This window comes from Pseudomonas mandelii, assembly GCF_006438925.1.
GTDB lineage: Bacteria > Pseudomonadota > Gammaproteobacteria > Pseudomonadales > Pseudomonadaceae > Aquipseudomonas > Aquipseudomonas mandelii_C.
Genome location: NZ_RCZA01000002.1, coordinates 82,788 through 101,180, shown reverse-complemented (window position 1 = coordinate 101,180; position 18,393 = coordinate 82,788). Strand labels below are relative to the sequence as shown.

Annotated in this window: 19 protein-coding genes, 4 tRNA genes and 1 pseudogene; 17 read left to right on the top strand and 7 right to left on the bottom strand. The window is 59.1% G+C overall.

Annotated elements, in window-relative coordinates:
- Nucleotides 1-18: 18 nt before the first annotated feature.
- The 6 genes from EAH74_RS04355 to EAH74_RS04330 all read left to right on the top strand — a co-directional run bounded on the left by EAH74_RS04355 (nucleotide 19) and on the right by EAH74_RS04330 (nucleotide 5,084).
- Nucleotides 19-462 carry a hotdog fold thioesterase gene (locus EAH74_RS04355; RefSeq protein WP_140676391.1) on the top strand — a complete coding sequence of 148 codons (444 nt, stop codon included), beginning with the start codon at nucleotides 19-21 and terminating at the stop codon, nucleotides 460-462.
- A gap of 308 nt (nucleotides 463-770) precedes the next feature.
- Nucleotides 771-1,577 carry an alpha/beta fold hydrolase gene (locus tag EAH74_RS04350; RefSeq protein WP_140676388.1) on the top strand — a complete coding sequence of 269 codons (807 nt, stop codon included), beginning with the start codon at nucleotides 771-773 and terminating at the stop codon, nucleotides 1,575-1,577.
- Nucleotides 1,574-2,428: an alpha/beta hydrolase gene (locus EAH74_RS04345; RefSeq protein WP_140676385.1), complete on the top strand. Its 855-nt coding sequence runs from the start codon at nucleotides 1,574-1,576 to the stop codon at nucleotides 2,426-2,428. Before EAH74_RS04350 ends, EAH74_RS04345 begins: the two co-directional genes overlap by 4 nt.
- A gap of 50 nt (nucleotides 2,429-2,478) precedes the next feature.
- Nucleotides 2,479-3,138: a glutathione S-transferase family protein gene (locus EAH74_RS04340; RefSeq protein WP_056745055.1), complete on the top strand. Its 660-nt coding sequence runs from the start codon at nucleotides 2,479-2,481 to the stop codon at nucleotides 3,136-3,138.
- 8 nt (nucleotides 3,139-3,146) lie between these two features.
- Nucleotides 3,147-3,953: a DUF4892 domain-containing protein gene (locus EAH74_RS04335; protein WP_140676382.1), complete on the top strand. Its 807-nt coding sequence runs from the start codon at nucleotides 3,147-3,149 to the stop codon at nucleotides 3,951-3,953.
- A gap of 69 nt (nucleotides 3,954-4,022) precedes the next feature.
- Nucleotides 4,023-5,084: an AI-2E family transporter gene (locus tag EAH74_RS04330; RefSeq protein ID WP_140676379.1), complete on the top strand. Its 1,062-nt coding sequence runs from the start codon at nucleotides 4,023-4,025 to the stop codon at nucleotides 5,082-5,084.
- A gap of 122 nt (nucleotides 5,085-5,206) precedes the next feature.
- Here EAH74_RS04330 and xopAW read toward each other — a convergent pair whose 3' ends face one another.
- The 3 genes from xopAW to EAH74_RS04315 form a co-directional block, all read right to left on the bottom strand.
- Complete coding sequence (gene xopAW / locus EAH74_RS04325; protein WP_140676376.1) at nucleotides 5,207-6,055, bottom strand: XopAW family type III secretion system calcium-binding effector; 849 nt, start codon at nucleotides 6,053-6,055, stop codon at nucleotides 5,207-5,209.
- Nucleotides 6,056-6,168: 113 nt separating this feature from the next.
- Nucleotides 6,169-7,218, bottom strand: coding sequence for a sensor histidine kinase (locus tag EAH74_RS04320; RefSeq protein WP_140676374.1), 1,050 nt, complete (start codon nucleotides 7,216-7,218; stop codon nucleotides 6,169-6,171).
- Nucleotides 7,218-7,976 (bottom strand): response regulator, encoded by a 759-nt coding sequence (locus EAH74_RS04315; RefSeq protein ID WP_140676371.1) that lies wholly within the window; start codon nucleotides 7,974-7,976, stop codon nucleotides 7,218-7,220. Before EAH74_RS04315 ends, EAH74_RS04320 begins: the two co-directional genes overlap by 1 nt.
- 293 nt (nucleotides 7,977-8,269) lie before the next feature.
- Here EAH74_RS04315 and pyrF point away from each other — a divergent pair, with 293 nt between their 5' ends.
- Complete coding sequence (gene pyrF, locus EAH74_RS04310) at nucleotides 8,270-8,968, top strand: orotidine-5'-phosphate decarboxylase (protein ID WP_161990885.1); 699 nt, start codon at nucleotides 8,270-8,272, stop codon at nucleotides 8,966-8,968.
- A gap of 139 nt (nucleotides 8,969-9,107) precedes the next feature.
- Here pyrF and EAH74_RS04305 read toward each other — a convergent pair whose 3' ends face one another.
- Nucleotides 9,108-10,112, bottom strand: a complete 1,005-nt coding sequence (locus tag EAH74_RS04305) for an NADP-dependent oxidoreductase (protein ID WP_140676368.1) — start codon at nucleotides 10,110-10,112, stop codon at nucleotides 9,108-9,110.
- A complete protein-coding gene (locus EAH74_RS32960; protein WP_161600319.1) occupies nucleotides 10,109-10,246 on the bottom strand; it encodes a hypothetical protein in 138 nt (45 codons plus the stop codon). Before EAH74_RS32960 ends, EAH74_RS04305 begins: the two co-directional genes overlap by 4 nt.
- 101 nt (nucleotides 10,247-10,347) lie before the next feature.
- Here EAH74_RS32960 and EAH74_RS04300 point away from each other — a divergent pair, with 101 nt between their 5' ends.
- From EAH74_RS04300 to EAH74_RS33720, 5 genes and pseudogenes are all read left to right on the top strand, one after another.
- Entirely contained in the window at nucleotides 10,348-11,109 is a 762-nt protein-coding gene (locus tag EAH74_RS04300; RefSeq protein WP_140676365.1) for an SDR family oxidoreductase, read from the top strand.
- A gap of 185 nt (nucleotides 11,110-11,294) precedes the next feature.
- Nucleotides 11,295-12,686: a PLP-dependent aminotransferase family protein gene (locus EAH74_RS04295; RefSeq protein WP_140676363.1), complete on the top strand. Its 1,392-nt coding sequence runs from the start codon at nucleotides 11,295-11,297 to the stop codon at nucleotides 12,684-12,686.
- A 108-nt stretch (nucleotides 12,687-12,794) separates the two neighbouring features.
- Entirely contained in the window at nucleotides 12,795-12,950 is a 156-nt protein-coding gene (locus EAH74_RS33730; protein WP_430539702.1) for a hypothetical protein, read from the top strand.
- Nucleotides 12,951-13,898 (top strand): annotated as a pseudogene (locus EAH74_RS33725) (HAMP domain-containing protein); the annotation flags it as partial.
- Nucleotides 13,878-14,759 (top strand): methyl-accepting chemotaxis protein, encoded by an 882-nt coding sequence (locus tag EAH74_RS33720; protein WP_371317146.1) that lies wholly within the window; start codon nucleotides 13,878-13,880, stop codon nucleotides 14,757-14,759. The pseudogene EAH74_RS33725 and the gene EAH74_RS33720, both read left to right, overlap by 21 nt.
- A 506-nt stretch (nucleotides 14,760-15,265) precedes the next feature.
- On the opposite strand, the gene EAH74_RS04280 is transcribed toward EAH74_RS33720, so the two are convergent.
- A complete protein-coding gene (locus EAH74_RS04280) occupies nucleotides 15,266-16,024 on the bottom strand; it encodes a hypothetical protein (protein ID WP_193560117.1) in 759 nt (252 codons plus the stop codon).
- Between the two features lie 393 nt (nucleotides 16,025-16,417).
- Here EAH74_RS04280 and EAH74_RS04275 point away from each other — a divergent pair.
- The 4 genes from EAH74_RS04275 to EAH74_RS04260 all read left to right on the top strand — a co-directional run bounded on the left by EAH74_RS04275 (nucleotide 16,418) and on the right by EAH74_RS04260 (nucleotide 16,832).
- A tRNA-Glu gene (locus tag EAH74_RS04275) sits at nucleotides 16,418-16,493 on the top strand.
- Between the two features lie 3 nt (nucleotides 16,494-16,496).
- Nucleotides 16,497-16,572: transfer RNA gene (locus tag EAH74_RS04270), tRNA-Gly, on the top strand.
- A gap of 105 nt (nucleotides 16,573-16,677) precedes the next feature.
- Nucleotides 16,678-16,753, top strand: a tRNA-Glu gene (locus EAH74_RS04265).
- A 3-nt stretch (nucleotides 16,754-16,756) separates the two neighbouring features.
- Nucleotides 16,757-16,832 (top strand) — tRNA-Gly (locus tag EAH74_RS04260).
- A 58-nt stretch (nucleotides 16,833-16,890) separates the two neighbouring features.
- Here EAH74_RS04260 and EAH74_RS04255 read toward each other — a convergent pair.
- On the bottom strand, nucleotides 16,891-17,760 hold the full coding sequence (locus EAH74_RS04255; protein ID WP_140676358.1) for a response regulator transcription factor: 870 nt from the start codon (nucleotides 17,758-17,760) through the stop codon (nucleotides 16,891-16,893).
- Nucleotides 17,761-18,170: 410 nt separating this feature from the next.
- Here EAH74_RS04255 and EAH74_RS04250 point away from each other — a divergent pair, with 410 nt between their 5' ends.
- Nucleotides 18,171-18,356 carry a Flp family type IVb pilin gene (locus EAH74_RS04250; RefSeq protein ID WP_140677269.1) on the top strand — a complete coding sequence of 62 codons (186 nt, stop codon included), beginning with the start codon at nucleotides 18,171-18,173 and terminating at the stop codon, nucleotides 18,354-18,356.
- Nucleotides 18,357-18,393: the final 37 nt, after the last annotated feature.

Below are 18,393 nucleotides of genomic sequence, written 5' to 3'. Positions count from 1 at the left end.
CAACAAAGGAAAGCAACAATGAGTCTGTGGCGTACCACTCCCAACGTCGAGCAGTTGAACGCAATCCAGAAAAACACCATCGGCGAAGTGCTGGATATTCGCTTCGAAGCCTTCGACGAAGAGTCTCTGACCGCGAGCATGGTCATCGACCATCGCACTCACCAGCCTTACGGCTTACTGCACGGCGGCGCCTCGGTGGTGCTGGCGGAAACGGTCGGCTCGATGGCCAGTTACCTGTGCATCGACACCAGCAAGTTTTACTGCGTGGGCCTGGAAATCAACGCCAACCATTTGCGCGGCTTGCGCAGCGGACGGGTCACGGCGGTGGCCAAGCCGATTCACATTGGCCGCACGACGCATGTCTGGGATATCCGTTTGACCAGCGATGAGGGGAAGGCTAGCTGTGTGTCGCGGTTGACGATGGCGGTGGTGCCGTTGGGTGAGAATCCGCCAGGTCGTTGAGGGTGTGTGTTCAGATGAATCCACCCCTCACCCCAACCCTCTCCCCAGAGGGTAGAGGGGGGAAAGGGAGCCGATCTTCAAGCTTTTCAAATCCTGAGTTAGACGCTATTGATCAGGTCGCAGTATTTCGAGAGAAACCCACGGTCAGTCCCCTCGCCCCTTTGGGGAGAGGGTTAGGGTGAGGGGGCGATCTAACTGACACCCCATAGCCTTGACCGGACTGTCATCACTCCTGTCACTTACAGTCATTGCTGTAGCCGCCAGTGTTACGGACAATCAACCCTTGTTTTCGTTGATGGATCACCGGTATGTCGCAACAGATATTTTTCGCCCACGCCAACGGTTTTCCCTCGGGCACCTATGGCAAGTTGTTCGCGGCGTTGGCGCCCGAGTATCAGGTGACGCATCTGCAGCAGCACGCCCATGACCCGCGCTTTCCGGCGGACGACAACTGGTACAACCTGGTCGACGAGCTGATTCATCACCTCAAGCAGCAACCGGAACCTGTGTGGGGGGTCGGCCATTCCTTCGGAGGCGTGCTGCATCTGCACGCGGCGTTGCGATGCCCCGAGCTCTATCGCGGCGTGGTGATGCTTGATTCGCCGGTGCTGACCCGCGCTGATCAATGGGTGATCCGCGCCGCCAAACGCTTCGGTTTCATCGATCGCCTGACCCCGGCCGGCCGTACGTTGGGACGTCGGGAAGAGTTCGCTGATCTGGAAGCTGCACGCGTGTATTTCGCCGGTAAAACCCTGTTTCGCGGCTTCGACCCGGAATGCTTTGATGCTTACCTGCAACACGGCTTGCACAAGGTGGGCGACACACTGCGCCTGCGCTTCGACCCGGCCACGGAAATCAGTATCTACCGCGGCGTGCCGCACACCAGTCCCGGCCGCGCACGGCAATTGAAAGTGCCGCTGGCGGTAGTGCGCGGGCACAAGAGCCGGGTGGTGATGCGTCATCACGCAAGCCTCGTGGGGCGCATGCCGCTGGGCGAGTCCCTGACCATGCCCGGCGGCCACATGTTTCCCCTCGAACGTCCCCAGGACACGGCCACGCTGCTGAAGAACCTGTTCAGCCGTTGGGAAGGTCGCCGCCAACAGGATTGCGCATGAGCAACGTCGTTGAAGAAGTTCGCCTGAGCCTGCCGCATATCGAGTTGGCAGCGCACCTGTTCGGCCCCGAAGACGGCATGCCGGTGATCGCCTTGCATGGCTGGCTGGACAACGCCAACAGCTTCGCCCGGCTGGCGCCGAAGCTCAAAGGCTTGCGCATCATCGCACTGGATATGGCTGGTCACGGTCATTCCGGGCATCGGCCGAGCGGTGCCGGTTACGCACTGTGGGACTACGCCCATGACGTGCTGCAAGTGGCCGAGCAATTGGGCTGGAAGCGCTTTGGGCTGCTGGGGCATTCCATGGGCGCGATCGTTTCGCTGGTGCTGGCCGGTTCGTTACCGGAACGCGTGACCCATCTGGCATTGATCGACGGCATCATTCCTCCTACAGACAAAGGCGAAAGCGCTGCCGAACGGATGGGCATGGCCCTGCAAGCGCAGCTGGATTTGCGGGAGAAGCGCAAACCGGTCTACAACACCCTCGACCGGGCCATCGAGGCACGCATGAAAGGCTTGGTAGCCGTCAGTCGCGAAGCCGCAGAACTGCTGGCCCAACGTGGATTGATGCCGGTGCCGGGCGGTTATACCTGGCGTACCGATAACCGACTGACATTACCGTCGCCGCTGCGTCTGACCTCCGAACAGGCGATGGCCTTCGTCCAGCGAGTCGGTTGTCCTGCAAAACTGGTGGTGGCTGCCGACGGCATGCTCGCCAAACATCCCGAGTTGCTGGAGCGTCTACCCTTTAGCCGTGAACAGCTGCCTGGCGGCCATCATTTGCACCTGAATGACGAACCCGGCGCCGACCTTGTCGCAGACTGTTTCAATCGGTTCTTCGCCGTTCCTTGACTTGCGCCGGGCAACTGTCGAGGCTGGGCGGGTTGAAATGGGAGACAACCATGATAGATCTCTACACCGCTGCGACCCCGAATGGCCACAAGGTCTCTATCGTGCTCGAGGAACTCGGCCTGCCCTACACGGTGCACGCCTTGAGTTTCGACAAAAAGGAACAGAAGTCCGAGGGCTTCCTCAAGATCAATCCCAATGGCCGGATTCCGGCGATTGTCGACCGCGCCAACGGCGATTTCGCCGTGTTTGAATCCGGTGCGATCCTGATTTACCTGGCTGAACTGAGCGGCAAGTTGCTGCCAAAAGACCCCAAGGGGCGCTCGGTGGTCCTGCAATGGCTGATGTTCCAGATGGGTGGAATCGGCCCGATGCAAGGCCAGGCCAACGTGTTTTTCCGTTATTTCCCGGAGAAGCTCCAGGGCGCCATCGATCGCTATCAACATGAAACCCGCCGCCTCTATGAAGTGCTCGACACGCGCCTGCAAGCCGTGGAGTTTCTGGCCGGTGAATACAGCATTGCCGACATCGCCACTTATCCGTGGGTCCGTGGCCATGAGTGGTCGGGTGTCGAGGTCGACGGTTTGCCGGCCCTGCAGCGCTGGATGGCAACCATGGAGGCGCGTCCGGCGGTACAGCGCGGTTTGCTGGTGCCTGAGCGCATCGATGACGCCAGTATCATCAAGGGTGCCCAGGCCATGCTGATCCGATGAGTCTATCCATGCGTTCACTCAATCTTCTGGCGCTGTGTTGTTTCAGTCCCCTGTTGTTTGCCGCTGATGTCCCTGGCAGTCAGGACCTGCCGATCGTGCCGCGTATGGCCGATGCGCAGATCGTCGACTATCGTCCGGTCGCCGAACTTGAGCGGATTTATCCATTGGGCTCGATCCGCAAAATCAGCGGCCAGCTGCGCTTTGACGGCCAGGTCGCTGCCCGAGGGCAAACCACTTCGGTAACCTACGAGTTGCCACCGGAGCATTCCTCCACCGAGGCCTTCACCGCCGCTCGTGAAGCCTTGCAGAAGCAGGATGCCCAGTTGCTGTTCTGGTGCCAGGCCCGTGATTGCGGCGAAAGCAGCCTGTGGGCCAATGATGTCTTCGGCAATGCCAAGCTCTATGGCGCTGATGATCAGCAAGCGTTCTTGCTGTTGCGTCTGGCGGCCCCACAGGACAACACGCTAGTGGCGCTTTACAGCATCACGCGCGGCAATCGCAAAGCTTATCTGCACGTCGAACAGTTCGACGCCGCTGCGCCGCTGGGCGATTTGCTGCCGACCTCTGCAACCTTGCTTCGAGAGCTCAAAAGCACCGGTGAGCTCGATTTCCCCAAATTGACCGGCGATCCTGACGATACCTGGCTACGCCTGATCTCTCGTGGGCTGAATCTGGACACCACGCTGCGGGTCAGTGTTTCGGGGCCGAAGGCCGAAGCCTGGCGTCAGGCACTGATCGGGCAGGGTGTGCGTACTGCCAGGATGGAGGCCGGCAGCATCGACGGCTCTGGCTTGCACATCCAACTGTTGCGATAAGCTTTATCAGGCGAACGTACACGCTGCGTTCGCCTACTCTTTTGCGGACTGACTTTTTTCGAGATTTAGATGATCAATAACGATCGGCTGTTGGTGCAGATCCTGCTCCTGGTGCTGTTTGGCGCGAGCTTCTGGGTGATGGCGCCGTTCTGGTCGGCGCTGTTCTGGGGCGCGGTGCTGGCATTTGCCAGTTGGCCGCTGATGCGTTTGCTGACCCGTTTGCTTAATGGTCGCGAATCGCTGGCGGCGGCTTTGCTGACGCTGGGCTGGATGTTGCTGGTGGCAGTGCCATTGGTCTGGCTGGGGTTCAACCTCGCGGACCATGTACGCGATGCCACGGCGTTCATCAAGGATGTGCAGGTCGACGGGCTGCCGGAAGCGCCGATCTGGCTGGGCAGTATTCCCTTGGTGGGCGAGCGGCTGGTGGGTGTCTGGAACAGCATCGATCAGCAGGGCGCGGCGATGATGCTGGCGGTCAAACCTTATCTGGGTCAGGTCGGCAATTGGTTGCTGGCGCGCAGCGCGCAGATTGGCGGCGGGATTCTTGAGCTGACGTTGAGTATCGTCTTCGTGTTCTTTTTCTACCGTGACGGGCCGCGTCTGGCGGCGTTTGTCCACGGGTTGCTGGAACGTCTGATTGGTGACCGTGCCACGTATTACATTGAATTGGTGGCGGGCACGGTGCAGCGGGTGGTGAACGGCGTGATCGGGACGGCGGCGGCCCAGGCGGTTCTGGCGTTGATCGGGTTTTTGATTGCCGGGGTACCCGGGGCGCTGGTGCTGGGGATCGTCACGTTTTTGTTGAGCCTGATTCCGATGGGGCCGCCGCTGGTGTGGATTCCGGCCACGGCCTGGCTGGCCTGGAAGGGCGAGTACGGGATGGCGGTGTTTCTCGGCATTTGGGGGATGTTCATCATCAGTGGCGTCGACAACGTGCTCAAACCGTACCTGATTAGCCGGGGCGGTAATTTGCCGTTGGTGATTGTCCTGCTCGGGGTGTTTGGCGGGCTGATTGCCTTCGGGTTTATTGGCTTGTTCATCGGCCCGACGTTGTTGGCGGTGGCCTACAGCCTGCTGAACGACTGGAGCAAGAGTCAGGCTCGGGTTGAGGATCGCCGGCCTGGAGCTTAGGGCCTCTTCGTCGGAACGCCGCCCGGAGCAAGCTCGCTCCCACATTGATTTTGTATCGATAACAAATTATGTGATCAATGCAGATCAACTGTGGGAGCGAGCCTGCTCGCGATGCTTTTGACTCAGGTCGCGACGTTCAGGTATTTGCCTACGGTCGCCACATTGTCGAGCGAGTACTGCTTGCTCAGGTTGGCGATCATTTTGTTCAGGGCTTCTGTCACGTTCGACTGATCGGTGGAGCTGTCGGTGTTTCGCTCGCGGCCGGCTTGCAACGCCGCTTTCAACTCGTCGCTGCTGATGCCGCCATTGCTGTCGCTATCCAGCACTTTGAGCAACGCGGCGCTGGAGTCGGTGTTGGTCGATGAGGTGCTGCTGGTCTGCAACGCGCTGGTCAGTTCGGTGGCGCTGACACTGCCGTCGCTGTCCGCATCGAGCTGGCTGAACAGTTCTTCGCTGGACACTTGTTGAGGTGGCGGCGGAGGAGGGGCGAGGCTGGCGGCGAGTTCGTCCTGGCTGACGGAGCCGTCTTCGTTCTTGTCCAGGGCCGAGAAGATTTCTGTGCTGTCGGCGCTGCTGCCGGCGCTGGTCAAGCCGTTGCTCAGTTCATCGCTGCTGATGGCGCCGTCCCCGTCGGCATCCAGGGCGCTGATAAGCGCGTCAGCCAGTTCGGTGTTCGGTGCCTGGTCCCGCGGCGGTGGCGGCGCAGGGGCCATCGCGGCCATCTCTTCACTGCTCAGGCTGCCGCTTTCGTCGCTGTCCAGGTCGGCGAAATTCTTGCTCAGGCTGACCAGCAGACCGTCGTCGGTTTTCTGCGACAGGGCGCTCTTGAGTTCATCCTGATCCACCGCACCGTCGCTGTTGCTGTCGAGTTTGGCGAGCAATTCTTTCTGAAATTGCTGGCTGCGGGCGGTGCTGGTGGTGGTGCTGTTGATGCTGGTATAGCTCGTATAACTGCTGACGCTACCGATCATTGCGCTCACTCCTTGGAATGGATAACCGGTGGGTGCACCGGCTTATGCAGCCTCAAGGGGCAAGTTGTCGTGGGTATATGGGGTTTGTACCGAGCGGTACACAGAGCGGGTAATCAGGCTCGGGGCAGGCGAATCACTGCTGTCAGGCCACCACCGGGGGTTTCTTCCAGGCTCAACTGCCCACCCAGGCGTTGGGCCGCCTCGCGGGCGATGGTCATGCCCAGTCCGACGCCACCGGAGTTGCGGTTGCGCGATCCTTCCAGACGAAAGAATGGCTCGAACACGGCTTCACGTTTATCCGCCGCAATACCCGGCCCTTGGTCGATGACCCGGATCACCAGGGTTTCGCGCGTGTCTTCGAGCGTAATCATTGCCTGCCCGGCATAACGCAGGGCATTGTCCAGCAGGTTGTTGATGCACGAGCGCAAGGCCATCGGCTGCACTTGCAACGGTGCGCAGTGGCCGCTGGTCAGAACATCGGCGCCCTGGTCCTGGGCGTTTTCACTCAGGGATTCGACCAGCGCCTGCACGTCCATCCATTGCAGGGCCTCACTGGTGCGCTGCTCGTGAAGGTAGGTGAGCGTGGCGTCGAGCATGCCAATCATGTCGTCCAGATCCTGACGCATCTGGCCTTGCAGTTTGTTGTCGTCGATCTGCTCCAGTCGCAGCTTGAGCCGCGACAGCGGCGTGCGCAGGTCGTGGGAGACGGCGCCAAGCATCCGCGAGCGTTGCTGCACTTGTTCACGAATGCGTTGCTGCATCTTGTTGAAGGTGTGTGCCGCTCGCCGTGCTTCCCGTGGGCCGGACTCATCCAGAGGCGGGCTGTCGAGGTTTTCGCTCAGTCGCTCGGCAGCATCGCTCAGGCGCTGGATCGGCCGGCTCAGCAGTTTGGCACCGTACCAGGCGGCGATGATCAGCGAGACCAGCTGAAAAGTCAGCGGCACCAAGGGGCCGCCGAACCACGGCCGCGGTGGCCGATTTCCGAAGCGCGGGTCCATCGGCGGGCGCTGTCCATCGAAGTTTTCGGAAAACCCCGGCGGCGGAGGGGGCGGCGGCGGGCCGTAATAGTGAAACCAGAAAAACGCCAACAAGTGCGCCAGGATGATCGCCACCAACAGCATGCCAAACAGGCGGCCGAAGAGCGTATCGAAGCGCGCACGCATCAGCCGATGTCTCTGGCGTCGAACAGATAACCCTCACCGCGAACGGTTTTGATCAGTTGCGGGGCTTTCGGGTCGTCACCGAGTTTCTGGCGCAGGCGCGAGACCAGCAAGTCGATGCTGCGATCAAAGGCTTCGATCGAGCGACCGCGAGCGGCATCCAGCAGTTGTTCGCGGCTGAGTACCCGGCGCGGACGTTCGATGAACACCCAGAGCAAACGGAACTCGGCGTTGGACAGCGGCACCACCAGGCCGTCGGCAGCGATCAACTGACGCAGCACGCTGTTCAGGCGCCAGTTGTCGAAACGGATGTTTGCCCGTTGTTCGGTGCGATCGTCGCGTACCCGGCGCAGGATCGTCTGGATGCGCGCCACCAATTCTCGCGGTTCGAACGGCTTGGCCATGTAGTCGTCGGCGCCCAGTTCCAGGCCGATGATCCGGTCGGTGGGTTCGCAGCGGGCAGTGAGCATCAGAATCGGGATGTCCGATTCGGTGCGTAGCCAGCGGCACAGTGACAAACCGTCCTCGCCGGGCAGCATCAGGTCGAGCACCACCACGTCGAAATGCTCCGCTTGCAGCGCCAGGCGCATCGCGGCGCCATCGGTGACGCCGCTGGCGTGAATGTTGAACCGGGCCAGATAGTCGATCATCAGTTCGCGGATCGGGACGTCATCGTCGACGATCAGGGCGCGAATGCTCCAGCGTTTGTCGTCGCCGGGCGCTTTTTGATCGTCGTTCACAGGTGCGTGGAGGTTGTGCATGCGTGCGTTCATCTGCCAGGTAGGCTGCCAACCACAAAGATGGGCTGCGAGGTTGTGGTTTCAGCATAGGCGACCGGCCCGGAGGCGGGAAGTGCTGTAAGGACGTGTTGCGGCTGCCGAAGGTAACGTTGAAGGGTGTTGCAGGCGTGTCATGTGTGTATCTGACTCGACACAATGGGTGCAAGGGCTAGTCTTGCTTGAGCCGCCTCGACGAATTACCGATCATCGGGTCCCGCAGAGGCGCTGGTTCCGCTACAATGCGCGCCGATTTCGACCTGCCTGAGAGCCCACTCATGTCCGCCTGCCAGACTCCTATCATCGTCGCCCTGGATTTCCCCACCCGTGACGCCGCACTGAAGCTGGCCGATCAGTTGGACCCGAAGCTGTGCCGGGTCAAAGTCGGTAAAGAACTGTTCACCAGCTGCGCTTCGGAAATCGTTGGCACCCTGCGTGACAAAGGGTTCGAAGTGTTCCTGGACCTCAAGTTCCATGACATCCCGAACACCACCGCCATGGCCGTCAAGGCGGCTGCGGAGATGGGCGTGTGGATGGTCAATGTGCACTGCTCCGGTGGTTTGCGCATGATGGCCGCGTGCCGCGAAGTGCTTGACCAGCGCACCGGTCCGAAACCACTGCTGATCGGCGTGACCGTGCTGACCAGCATGGAGCGTGAAGACCTGGCAGGTATCGGTCTGGATATCGAGCCGCAGGAGCAAGTGTTGCGCCTGGCCGCGTTGGCGGAAAAAGCCGGGATGGACGGTCTGGTGTGCTCGGCCCTGGAAGCCCATGCCCTGAAATCGGCGCACCCGTCGCTGCAACTGGTCACTCCGGGGATTCGTCCAGCGGGAAGCGCCCAGGACGACCAGCGCCGCATTCTGACGCCGCGTCAGGCGCTGGATGCCGGTTCCGATTATCTGGTGATCGGCCGTCCGATCAGCCAGGCGGCGGATCCGGCCAAGGCTTTGGCAGCCGTAGTCGCCGAACTGGCCTGATCAAACACTGAAAATTCAAATGTGGGAGCGAGCCTGCTCGCGAAGACGGAGTTTCAGCCGACATCAATGTTGACTGATACACCGCTTTCGCGAGCAGGCTCGCTCCCACATTGGTTTTGTGGTCATTTCAAATATCGGGTTAAACCTTCAACACCAACTTCCCGAAATTCTCGCCGCTGAACAATTTCATCAGCGTCTCCGGGAACGTCTCCAGTCCTTCAACAATATCTTCCTTGCTCTTGAGCTGCCCCTTGGCCATCCAGCCGGCCATTTCCTGCCCGGCGGCGGCGAACTGCGCGGCATAGTCCATCACCACAAAACCTTCCATCCGCGCGCGGTTGACCAGCAACGACAGGTAGTTGGCCGGGCCTTTGACCGCTTCCTTGTTGTTGTACTGACTGATGGCGCCGCAGATCACCACCCGCGCCCTCATGGCCAGACGACTCAACACCGCGTCGAGGATATCGCCGCCGACGTTATCGAAATACACATCGACGCCTTTCGGACACTCGCGCTTGAGGCCGGCCAGGACGTCTTCGTTTTTGTAATCGATGGCACCGTCAAAACCCAGTTCGTCGATCAGGAACTGACACTTATCTGCGCCCCCGGCAATGCCGACTACCCGGCAACCTTTGATCTTGGCGATCTGCCCGGCAATGCTGCCCACTGCACCGGCCGCGCCCGACAGCACCACGGTGTCGCCAGCCTTTGGCGCGCCGACATCGAGCAGGGCGAAATAGGCGGTCATCCCGGTCATGCCCAGCGCCGACAGATAGCGCGGCAGAGGCGCCAGTTTCGGATCGACCTTGTAGAAACCTCGTGGCTCGCCGAGGAAGTAATCCTGCACACCCAGGGCACCATTAACGTGGTCCCCGACCGCGAAGCCCGGATTATTCGAGGCAACGACTTTGCCTACGCCCAATGCGCGCATCACTTCGCCGATACCGACCGGCGGGATGTAGGACTTGCCCTCGTTCATCCAGCCACGCATGGCCGGGTCCAGGGACAGGTATTCGTTTTTTACCAGGATCTGACCCGCAGCCGGTTCGCCGACCGGTACTTCTTGATAGGTGAAGGTCTCGCGGGTCGCCGCGCCCACCGGACGTTTGGCGAGCAGGAACTGGCGATTGGTCTGGGTAGTCATGACAGGCACTCAAGATGAATGAAGACTTGTTGATAGACCTTCATGATCGATGCCGCAAGTTTGGCTGATGCGGCGAATGCATATCGATCCAGTGCAGTGATAGTCGAACCGGCGGTTTTATCACTGCCACTCATGGGCGACCAACCGGCCTTCTGATAGTGCTGCCGCGCCGCAGGCCCTTGTGGCTAGATTGCGAACACGCGATCCCCCGCATCTTCTCTTCGAGGACATAACAATGAGCATGACGTTTTCTGGCCAGGTCGCCGTTGTAACGGGCGCCGCCAATGGCATTGGCCGCGCGACCGCCCAGGCATTCGCTGCTGAAGGCTTGAAAGTGGTAGTGGCCGATCTGGACGCGGCGGGTGGCGAGGGCACGGTAGAGCTGATTCGTACCGCTGGCGGTGAAGCCACCTTCGTGCGCTGCAACGTCACGCTGGAAAGCGATGTAAAAAATCTGATGGACGAGGTGGTCAAAATCTACGGCCGTCTCGACTATGCCTTCAACAATGCCGGCATCGAGATCGAGAAAGGCAAACTGGCCGAAGGCACGGTCGATGAGTTCGACGCGATCATGGGCGTCAACGTCAAAGGCGTCTGGTTGTGCATGAAGTACCAGTTGCCATTACTGCTGGCTCAGGGCGGCGGTGCAATCGTCAACACCGCATCGGTAGCCGGCCTCGGGGCTGCGCCGAAGATGAGTATTTACGCGGCGTCGAAACATGCGGTGATCGGCCTGACCAAATCGGCGGCCATCGAATACGCCAAGAAAAAGATTCGGGTGAACGCGGTGTGTCCGGCAGTGATCGACACCGACATGTTCCGCCGTGCCTATGAAGCTGACCCGAAGAAAGGCGAGTTCGCCAATGCCATGCACCCCGTCGGGCGCATCGGCAAGGTCGAGGAAATTGCCAGTGCGGTGCTGTACCTGTGCAGCGACGGCGCAGCGTTCACCACGGGGCATTCACTGGCGGTGGACGGTGGCGTTACGGCGTTCTGAAACCAGGCACTGCAACGTAGGAAAAAAACCCGCATTTGTGCGGGTTTTTTTTCGGTTCCCTAAAAGGGTCGGCCAATGTGTTTCAAATGGTTAGAACCGAAGGTTTTGGCGGCGTTGTCGCACAGCTGATCGACCGCTCTTGTGATTAACTGTTTCCCGCAAAACGGACAGGAGTTTGCTTGCTCATGGAGTTGAGAATCGATCGACAGGCAATGGTGCCGGTCGTACAGCAAATCGTTGATGCGCTAGCCTGCTGGCTTCGCCGTGGCGAGGTGCCGCCGGGGACGCGTTTGCCTTCCGTGCGGCAAATCGCCCGGATCAATTTGCTCAGTCAGTCCAGCGTCGCTGAGGCCTGTGAGCGTCTGGTGGCTCAAGGGGTGCTGGCGTCGCGTCATGGCGCTGGTTTCATTGTCGCCATGCCAGCGCTGGCCGCTCAGGGGCAACAGGATTGCCGCTGGTTTGAGGGGGCAGAAGTGAAGCAGGGCGGCACCTCGGGCGAGCTCAAACTGGGGTGTGGCGGACTGCCCGAGAGCTGGCGTGAAACTGACGACCTGAGCTACGCGATCCGTCAGGTCAGCCGCACCGATATGGCCGGCCTGTTCAACTACAGCACACCGCTGGGCCTGCCAGCCTTGCGCCAGCAGATCCACAAACGCCTGAAACATATGGATATCGTGGTGGAGGAAAGCCGGATCCTGACAACGGCGGGGGCCAGTCAGGGGCTGGACCTGATCGTGCGGACCTTGTTCAAGCCAGGTGATTGCGTGGTAGTGGAGAATCCCGGTTATTCCTTGCTGTTCGACCTGCTCAGATTGCATGGGGTCAGTATGATCGAGGTGCCGCGTACCCCGCGCGGGCCGGACATTGAAGTGCTTGAGGCGCTGCTGGTTAAGTACAGGCCCAGCGGGATCTTCATCAATAGCTTCTATCACAATCCCACTGGCAGCAGCCTGGCGCCGGCGGTGGCGCAGCGGGTTCTGCAACTGGCCAAAACCTACGGCCTTCTGGTGATCGAAGACGACGTCTATGCGGATTTTCACAGCGGCCCTGGTACGCGCCTCGCTGCGTTGGGTATCGATGACAACGTGATCTACGTCGGCAGCTACTCCAAAACCCTAAGCAGCTCGTTGCGAGTCGGTTTTGTAGTGGCCGGCGCCGGGGTTATTTCGCGGCTGGCCGAAGTCAAGATGATCAGCAGCATGGGCGCTTCACGGTTTTGCGAGTCGGTGCTGGCAAGCCTTTTAGCCAGCGGTGCCTACCGCAAACTGGTCCAGCGCCAGCGCCAGCGTTTGAGCAATGACAGGGAGGCGGCGTTGCAGGTGCTTGAAGACGCCGAGTGGGAGGTGTTTGGCAAGCCCGTCGGTGGCTTGTTCATCTGGGCGCGATCGCGGAGGTCCGACTACGCTCAGGTGCGCAAACAAGCCCAGCGCTTTGGAGTCCTGTTGTCTTCTGCGACGGCATTCAGTCCCACCGCAGAGGCCAGTGACTGGCAGCGTATCAATGTGGCCTATGCCTGTGATCCGCGAGCCCGGGCGTTTTTTCAGGCTACCGCTCGGGATCGACCTCAAGCGTTCTGAAAACGACGTTAGCGTAGCTTTTTGCCATTATTCCGACGCCAGAGACTTGTGTTGATACAGGCCCGTTGCGAATCTGCGTCAACAGACTATGTCAGGGGACTAAGTGCAATGATTTCGGCCGTGCAAGGACGTTTTGCCAACCTCGGTATGGCGAAAAAACTGGGTGTCGGGTTTGTACTGGTGCTGCTGTTGACTGCCTTGGTGGCGGCCATCGGCGTATGGTCCCTGCAAACCATCAGCCTGCGCTTTGACGGGCTCAAGTAGATGTCGTCGCTCAACAGTGGTTTGCTCAAGGTGAGACTGCTCGAGCAGGAATACGCCTTGCACGGCAACCCGAAAACCGCTGATGCGCTGCGCGAGGGCGTTGACGGCCTGATCGCTCTGGCAACCCAACTGAAAGCGGCGTCTGCGGCCAACGTGCCGGTGATGAATGACGTCGAGCAGTCCCTGGGGGCTTACCGCAAGGCCTTCGACGAGTTCGTCTCGCTCAGCCAGGCCAAGGACCTGGCACTGGAGATGGCCAGTTGGTCGGTGTCCAGCGTGGCCAACAACCTCGACGTGCTGCAGGCCGGGCTGGCCGATGACGGCGCTTATAGCTTGAAGGAATCCGAAGGCAAGGACGGTGGGCAGTTCATCGAACAGGCCAATCAGGTCAGCCAGGTGTCGCGGTTGATGTTGCAAGCCTTGAACGAAGCGCGTGTGCGCCTGGACCTGAGCCGCAAGGGCGACGACAGCGCAGGGCAGGGCAAGATCGAGCAGGCCGACCAGGCACTGACCCAGGCCGAGCAGCTGAAAACCACGGTCAAGGATGAGGGTTACCAGACGGTCCTCAATGAAGTGGTCGGGCACATTGGTGGATTCAGCGAAAAACTCGCTGAGTACACCGGCCTGCTGGCGCAGGAAAAAACCGTTTATCAACAGCTGCATCAGCGCGCCACTCAGGTGGTGGAACGGGTGGATCAGGCCTATGTCGCCGAAGACCAATCGATGCAGGCGGAGCTGAAAAAGAACTCGCTGCTGATCCTTGGTTCCTCGGCGCTGGCGCTGCTGGTCGGGCTGATTGCGGCCTGGGTGATTACCCGGTTGATCGTGGCACCGCTGCGCAGTGTGATCCGTGTTGCTCAACAGATTGCTTCTGGCGATTTGAGTGCGACGGTTGAAGTGACCCGTCGTGATGAGATCGGGCAGCTGATGCAGGCCATGCAGCAGATGGGCGCAGGGCTTAGCAGTATTGTCAGCGGTTTGCAGGCGGGTATCGAACAGTTGGCCAGTTCAGCGCAGTCACTGTCGGCGGTGACCGAGCAGACCAATCTTGAAGTCAGCAGCCAGAAGGAAGAAACCGAACAGGTTGCTACCGCGATGAATCAGATGACCGCCACTGTGCACGACGTTGCGCGTAATGCGGAGGAGGCCGCTCAGGCAGCGCAGACGGCGGACGGCAAGGTTGAAAGTGGTCAGCAGGTGGTGCGCCAGAGCATGGCGCGGATCGAACAGTTGGCGGATTCAGCCACCTCGGCCAGTTCGAGCATCGAAAGTTTGAGTGCGGAAATCCAGAACATCGGCACGGTGCTGAGCGTCATCAAGAGTGTGGCCGAGCAGACCAATCTGTTGGCCCTCAACGCCGCGATCGAGGCGGCTCGAGCCGGCGAGCAGGGCAGGGGTTTTGCGGTGGTGGCCGATGAAGTGCGGGCCCTGGCCAAGCGTACTCAGCAATCGACCGAGGAGATTGAACGACTGGTGAGCGCCTTGCGTTCGGCGGCTCAGTCTTCTGTTCAGCAGATTCAGAACAGTGGCGAGCTGGTGAAGCTGGCGGTGAGTGATGCGTTGCAGACTGAGAGTGCGCTGGGGAGTATCGCAGCGGCAGTGTCTTTGATTCAGCAGATGAACCAGCAGATCGCAGCGGCTGCCGAGGAGCAGAGTTCAGTGGCCGAGGAGATTAATCGCAGTGTCACGAGTATTCGGGCCAGTGCGGATCAGTCTTCGTTGGCGATGCAGGGGAATGCGGCTTCCAGTATTGAGTTGGCGCAGTTGGGGGTTGAGTTGAAGGGGATGGTGGGGCACTTTCGGCTCTGAGGTGGGAGCTATGTTTTGTTGACTGAGTACATATCCGTTGCTGCGGTAACGGCCACTTAGGGTTTCGCCCTTACGGCGACTCACTTTTTTTACAAGCGCCTAAAAAAAGTAAGCAAAAAAACGCTCGCCCCGAGCGTCCGGCCCCTCGCCTAAGCTCGGCGTTCCTTCGCTCCGGCATTCATCTGGGGGCATCGCCTCCGGTCGGCTTCGCTTCGACCTCCTCTCGATGTGTTCGACTTCGTCGAACGGCGCTACGCGCCTACCCCCCAGATGAACGCCTCCTCTCAGCCTCCCGATGGGGCGGGTGGATCAAGATCAAGGGCTGCAGGCGAGCTAACGCTCGGCCTGTTGAGTGGTGAGGGGCGAAAGGCGTACGCCGATCCCCTGTGGGAGCGAGCCTGCTCGCGATGGCGGCCTGATAGCCGACCTATCTTTCCTGGATGTACACGCCAAATTCAACGCAAAAAAAAAGCCACCTGTTCAGGTGGCTTTTCTGCTTTCTCTGATCAGTCGTAGATCACTTTTTTCTTCCAGTCCGCATCGGCCTCGACGTCTTTGAGGCCTTCGGTCAGCTGATTCACTTCGCCTTCTACCGGGGCGATGTTGTCCATGACTTGTGCGTTGGCGCGAGCCAGGAGTTTTTCCAGGTATTCCAGTTGTTCGGCGTAGACCTGGGGGGCCTGTTGTTTGCGCAGATATTGCACGCCGCGTTCGAATGCCAGGCGGGCCTGGCCGGGCTGGTTCTGTTGCAGGGCGTGCTGGCCAAGGTTGTTGAAGAACTCGATGTGCAGCAGGACCAGGATGTGGCGAACTTCGCGGATCCAGCGTTTGGCTTCGTTGGTTGGCAGGAAGCCGTCCTGTGCGGCGCGAGTGATTTGGCCGTGGAGGGCTTCGAGCAGGAAGCGTACGTCTTTGGCTTTGGCTTCGGTCTGGATCGGTGCTGGCGGGTTGTTGACCGGGATCGATTCGCCTTGGCCAACCAGGGCGCTCAGTTCGCCAATCCGTGCCTTGAGGTTGGAGCTGGTTTTTTCCAGATGGAGCAGGCGTTGGCAGACGTTCAATTCCAGACGGGTCAACAGCAGCTTGAGTGCCGGTGTCATCAATTGGCCGGGAAAGGTCTCGGTGATTTCGCCGCAACGACGCAGACGATCATTGAGCTCAACTTTGGCGCGGGCCTTTTCCAGCTTATTGTTTTCCACCACATGGTTCATGTAGCCAATGGCGATCAATAGTGCGATCCCGGCTACGACTAGCAGGGTGATCATGAGTGGTGTCACCGGTAAGACCTCTTTATGGGGTTCGCGTGCGAGTGTAGTGGCTTGGCATTGGGACGCATAGCGCCACTCAGCGAGTTGAATCGGCTACTGCACTGCCTGTATCGGCCGCGTTCCTGCTTATATAAGTAATAGCGTGCGAGGTGCACATTGCCATCATCTTTGGCGTGGGTGGACTATAACGTCTTGGCGGGTGTCAGAATATAGGCGTCAAACGCCGGGCGACGGAAAAGCCCGATTAGTGTCTGAAAGCGGGGCGAAGTCATTGATTTAAATAAATTTATATCTGGGGGTTGACGACCCCTCAATCCATCCATAGAATGCGCGCCACTTACAGCGTAAAGCACACAGCGAAACGCGGTAGGGAGTGAATGTTGTACGTGTGTCCCCTTCGTCTAGTGGCCTAGGACACCGCCCTTTCACGGCGGTAACAGGGGTTCGAGTCCCCTAGGGGACGCCATATGCGGGAATAGCTCAGTTGGTAGAGCACGACCTTGCCAAGGTCGGGGTCGCGAGTTCGAGTCTCGTTTCCCGCTCCAATTTTAAACAGCGTTGCTTTCGGGCAGGGCTGAGTGAAACCAGAACCGGTATCTTCGGATACGGATTTGGGCACTGAAATACACACCATGTGTTTCAGTTAGCGTGTCCCCTTCGTCTAGTGGCCTAGGACACCGCCCTTTCACGGCGGTAACAGGGGTTCGAGTCCCCTAGGGGACGCCATTTGCGGGAATAGCTCAGTTGGTAGAGCACGACCTTGCCAAGGTCGGGGTCGCGAGTTCGAGTCTCGTTTCCCGCTCCATATTTAACAAAAACGCCGCTCAATGAGCGGCGTTTTTGTGTGCGCGTATAAAACCGCATCAACCGCTGAGGCTTTGTACCAGGCTTTCGAGCGCTTCAGTGGTTTTTTCATCTTGCACCATTTGCGCAGCTGCGGTCGCTCTGAGTTGACGTGCCAAGCGGTATTCACTGGGCGTGCAGTTTGCGAACTGCTTGAAGGCACGTGCGAAGTAGGAAGGATCCTTGAAACCGGCCTCATAGCCGATGCTGGTAATAGGCATCTGGCTGTTGTCGAGTAGTTCTTTGGCGAAGTTCATGCGCTTGTTCAAGATGTAATCCGTGAAGCCAAGTCCATTGGCTTCCTTGAACAGGCGGCTGAAGCGAAATGTCGTCATGCCGCAGCGCTGCGCCAAATCCCTCTGATCAATGCTGTCCCGAAAGTGCTGCTCGATGTACAGCATGATGTTGCTCAGCGCCTGATGTTTTTGGTGTCCGGAGGTCAGCCGGATGCTGTCCGGCAGGGTCGGGGAGTGGTCGATCAGCAGTGTCTTGCGGTGGTTGATAACATTCCGGCGCAGCTCGCAGAGCTGAACTACAGCAGTCAGGTAGCGATTCCTCTCGGTGACCGAGAGGGGGAGCACTATGTATTCCCAGACGCTGGAACGCATGGCCCAGACGGCCAGTTCTTCTGAGTGCTGCACGGTGAACATGGTGATTGGGATGGACGGTGCGCTGCGTTTGATCTCCAGCAACAGCCTCAGGCCTGGTGTGTCGGGGCGATCGAAATGGATGCAGATCATGTCTGCGTGTTCCCCGATGGGCAGCACGGAGTTTTTCGCCAGTTTGCCGTCGCAGGTACCCTCGAACTGCGCAATGAGTTCTTTCGTGGATCGATCATGAGTCAGATCGAACCATAGGAGCGTTGGCCTTCTGGTCAAGTTGGACGTCATGTCTCTACTCTTGGATTCTTGTGACTCTTGTCGCTAAGGAGTATCGACAATGTGCCATCACTTTGCAGATTTAATTTCGATAGGAAAGACGAGTTTTAGTTCTATTCGCTATATGTATTAACTGGAAAGCAGCCGCGGGCGACTGTTTGCTCGTGTGTTGTCGATGAGCCCGGGTTGAGCCGCTTATCGCTTGTGAATTAATGACAATCGCATTTGCCCTGCCATGCCTTGTTTACCCCCTCCCGTTACTTCTGCAAAGGCCAATGACCCCTATTTTGGCCGCCCCGCAAAAAAGTCCTAGCGATGTGCAAAATCCTCCTAACGGCTATGCCTTCACCCTGACTAAGGTTGCATCAGGCAGCACAGAAAGTACTGCTTCCAGAAAAAAACATTCGAGTGAGGTGGGCAAAATGAACATGCAAACAATCAAGGCTTCGGTAATGAAGTTCGTCAAAGACGAAGATGGTCTGACCATTGTGGAATATGCGGTGGCGGGTGGGTTGATTACTCTTTTTGTAGTAGGAGCTTTCCAATTATTGGGCACGGCAGTACAGACAAATATCAATGATCTGACTACCGCCGTTAACGCTCGTTAACTCCCGCGGGGCCCCAGTAATTAAACCCCATAGGGGG

Coding starts and splice junctions, on each gene's coding strand:
- EAH74_RS04355 (WP_140676391.1), top strand. CDS start 19: ATGAGTCTGTGGCGTACCACTCCCAACGTCGAGCAGTTGAACGCAATC.
- EAH74_RS04350 (WP_140676388.1), top strand. CDS start 771: ATGTCGCAACAGATATTTTTCGCCCACGCCAACGGTTTTCCCTCGGGC.
- EAH74_RS04345 (WP_140676385.1), top strand. CDS start 1,574: ATGAGCAACGTCGTTGAAGAAGTTCGCCTGAGCCTGCCGCATATCGAG.
- EAH74_RS04340 (WP_056745055.1), top strand. CDS start 2,479: ATGATAGATCTCTACACCGCTGCGACCCCGAATGGCCACAAGGTCTCT.
- EAH74_RS04335 (WP_140676382.1), top strand. CDS start 3,147: ATGCGTTCACTCAATCTTCTGGCGCTGTGTTGTTTCAGTCCCCTGTTG.
- EAH74_RS04330 (WP_140676379.1), top strand. CDS start 4,023: ATGATCAATAACGATCGGCTGTTGGTGCAGATCCTGCTCCTGGTGCTG.
- xopAW (WP_140676376.1), bottom strand. CDS start 6,055: ATGATCGGTAGCGTCAGCAGTTATACGAGCTATACCAGCATCAACAGC.
- EAH74_RS04320 (WP_140676374.1), bottom strand. CDS start 7,218: ATGCGTGCGCGCTTCGATACGCTCTTCGGCCGCCTGTTTGGCATGCTG.
- EAH74_RS04315 (WP_140676371.1), bottom strand. CDS start 7,976: ATGCACAACCTCCACGCACCTGTGAACGACGATCAAAAAGCGCCCGGC.
- pyrF (WP_161990885.1), top strand. CDS start 8,270: ATGTCCGCCTGCCAGACTCCTATCATCGTCGCCCTGGATTTCCCCACC.
- EAH74_RS04305 (WP_140676368.1), bottom strand. CDS start 10,112: ATGACTACCCAGACCAATCGCCAGTTCCTGCTCGCCAAACGTCCGGTG.
- EAH74_RS32960 (WP_161600319.1), bottom strand. CDS start 10,246: ATGAGTGGCAGTGATAAAACCGCCGGTTCGACTATCACTGCACTGGAT.
- EAH74_RS04300 (WP_140676365.1), top strand. CDS start 10,348: ATGAGCATGACGTTTTCTGGCCAGGTCGCCGTTGTAACGGGCGCCGCC.
- EAH74_RS04295 (WP_140676363.1), top strand. CDS start 11,295: ATGGAGTTGAGAATCGATCGACAGGCAATGGTGCCGGTCGTACAGCAA.
- EAH74_RS33730 (WP_430539702.1), top strand. CDS start 12,795: ATGATTTCGGCCGTGCAAGGACGTTTTGCCAACCTCGGTATGGCGAAA.
- EAH74_RS33720 (WP_371317146.1), top strand. CDS start 13,878: ATGCAGGCCATGCAGCAGATGGGCGCAGGGCTTAGCAGTATTGTCAGC.
- EAH74_RS04280 (WP_193560117.1), bottom strand. CDS start 16,024: ATGATCACCCTGCTAGTCGTAGCCGGGATCGCACTATTGATCGCCATT.
- EAH74_RS04255 (WP_140676358.1), bottom strand. CDS start 17,760: ATGACGTCCAACTTGACCAGAAGGCCAACGCTCCTATGGTTCGATCTG.
- EAH74_RS04250 (WP_140677269.1), top strand. CDS start 18,171: ATGAACATGCAAACAATCAAGGCTTCGGTAATGAAGTTCGTCAAAGAC.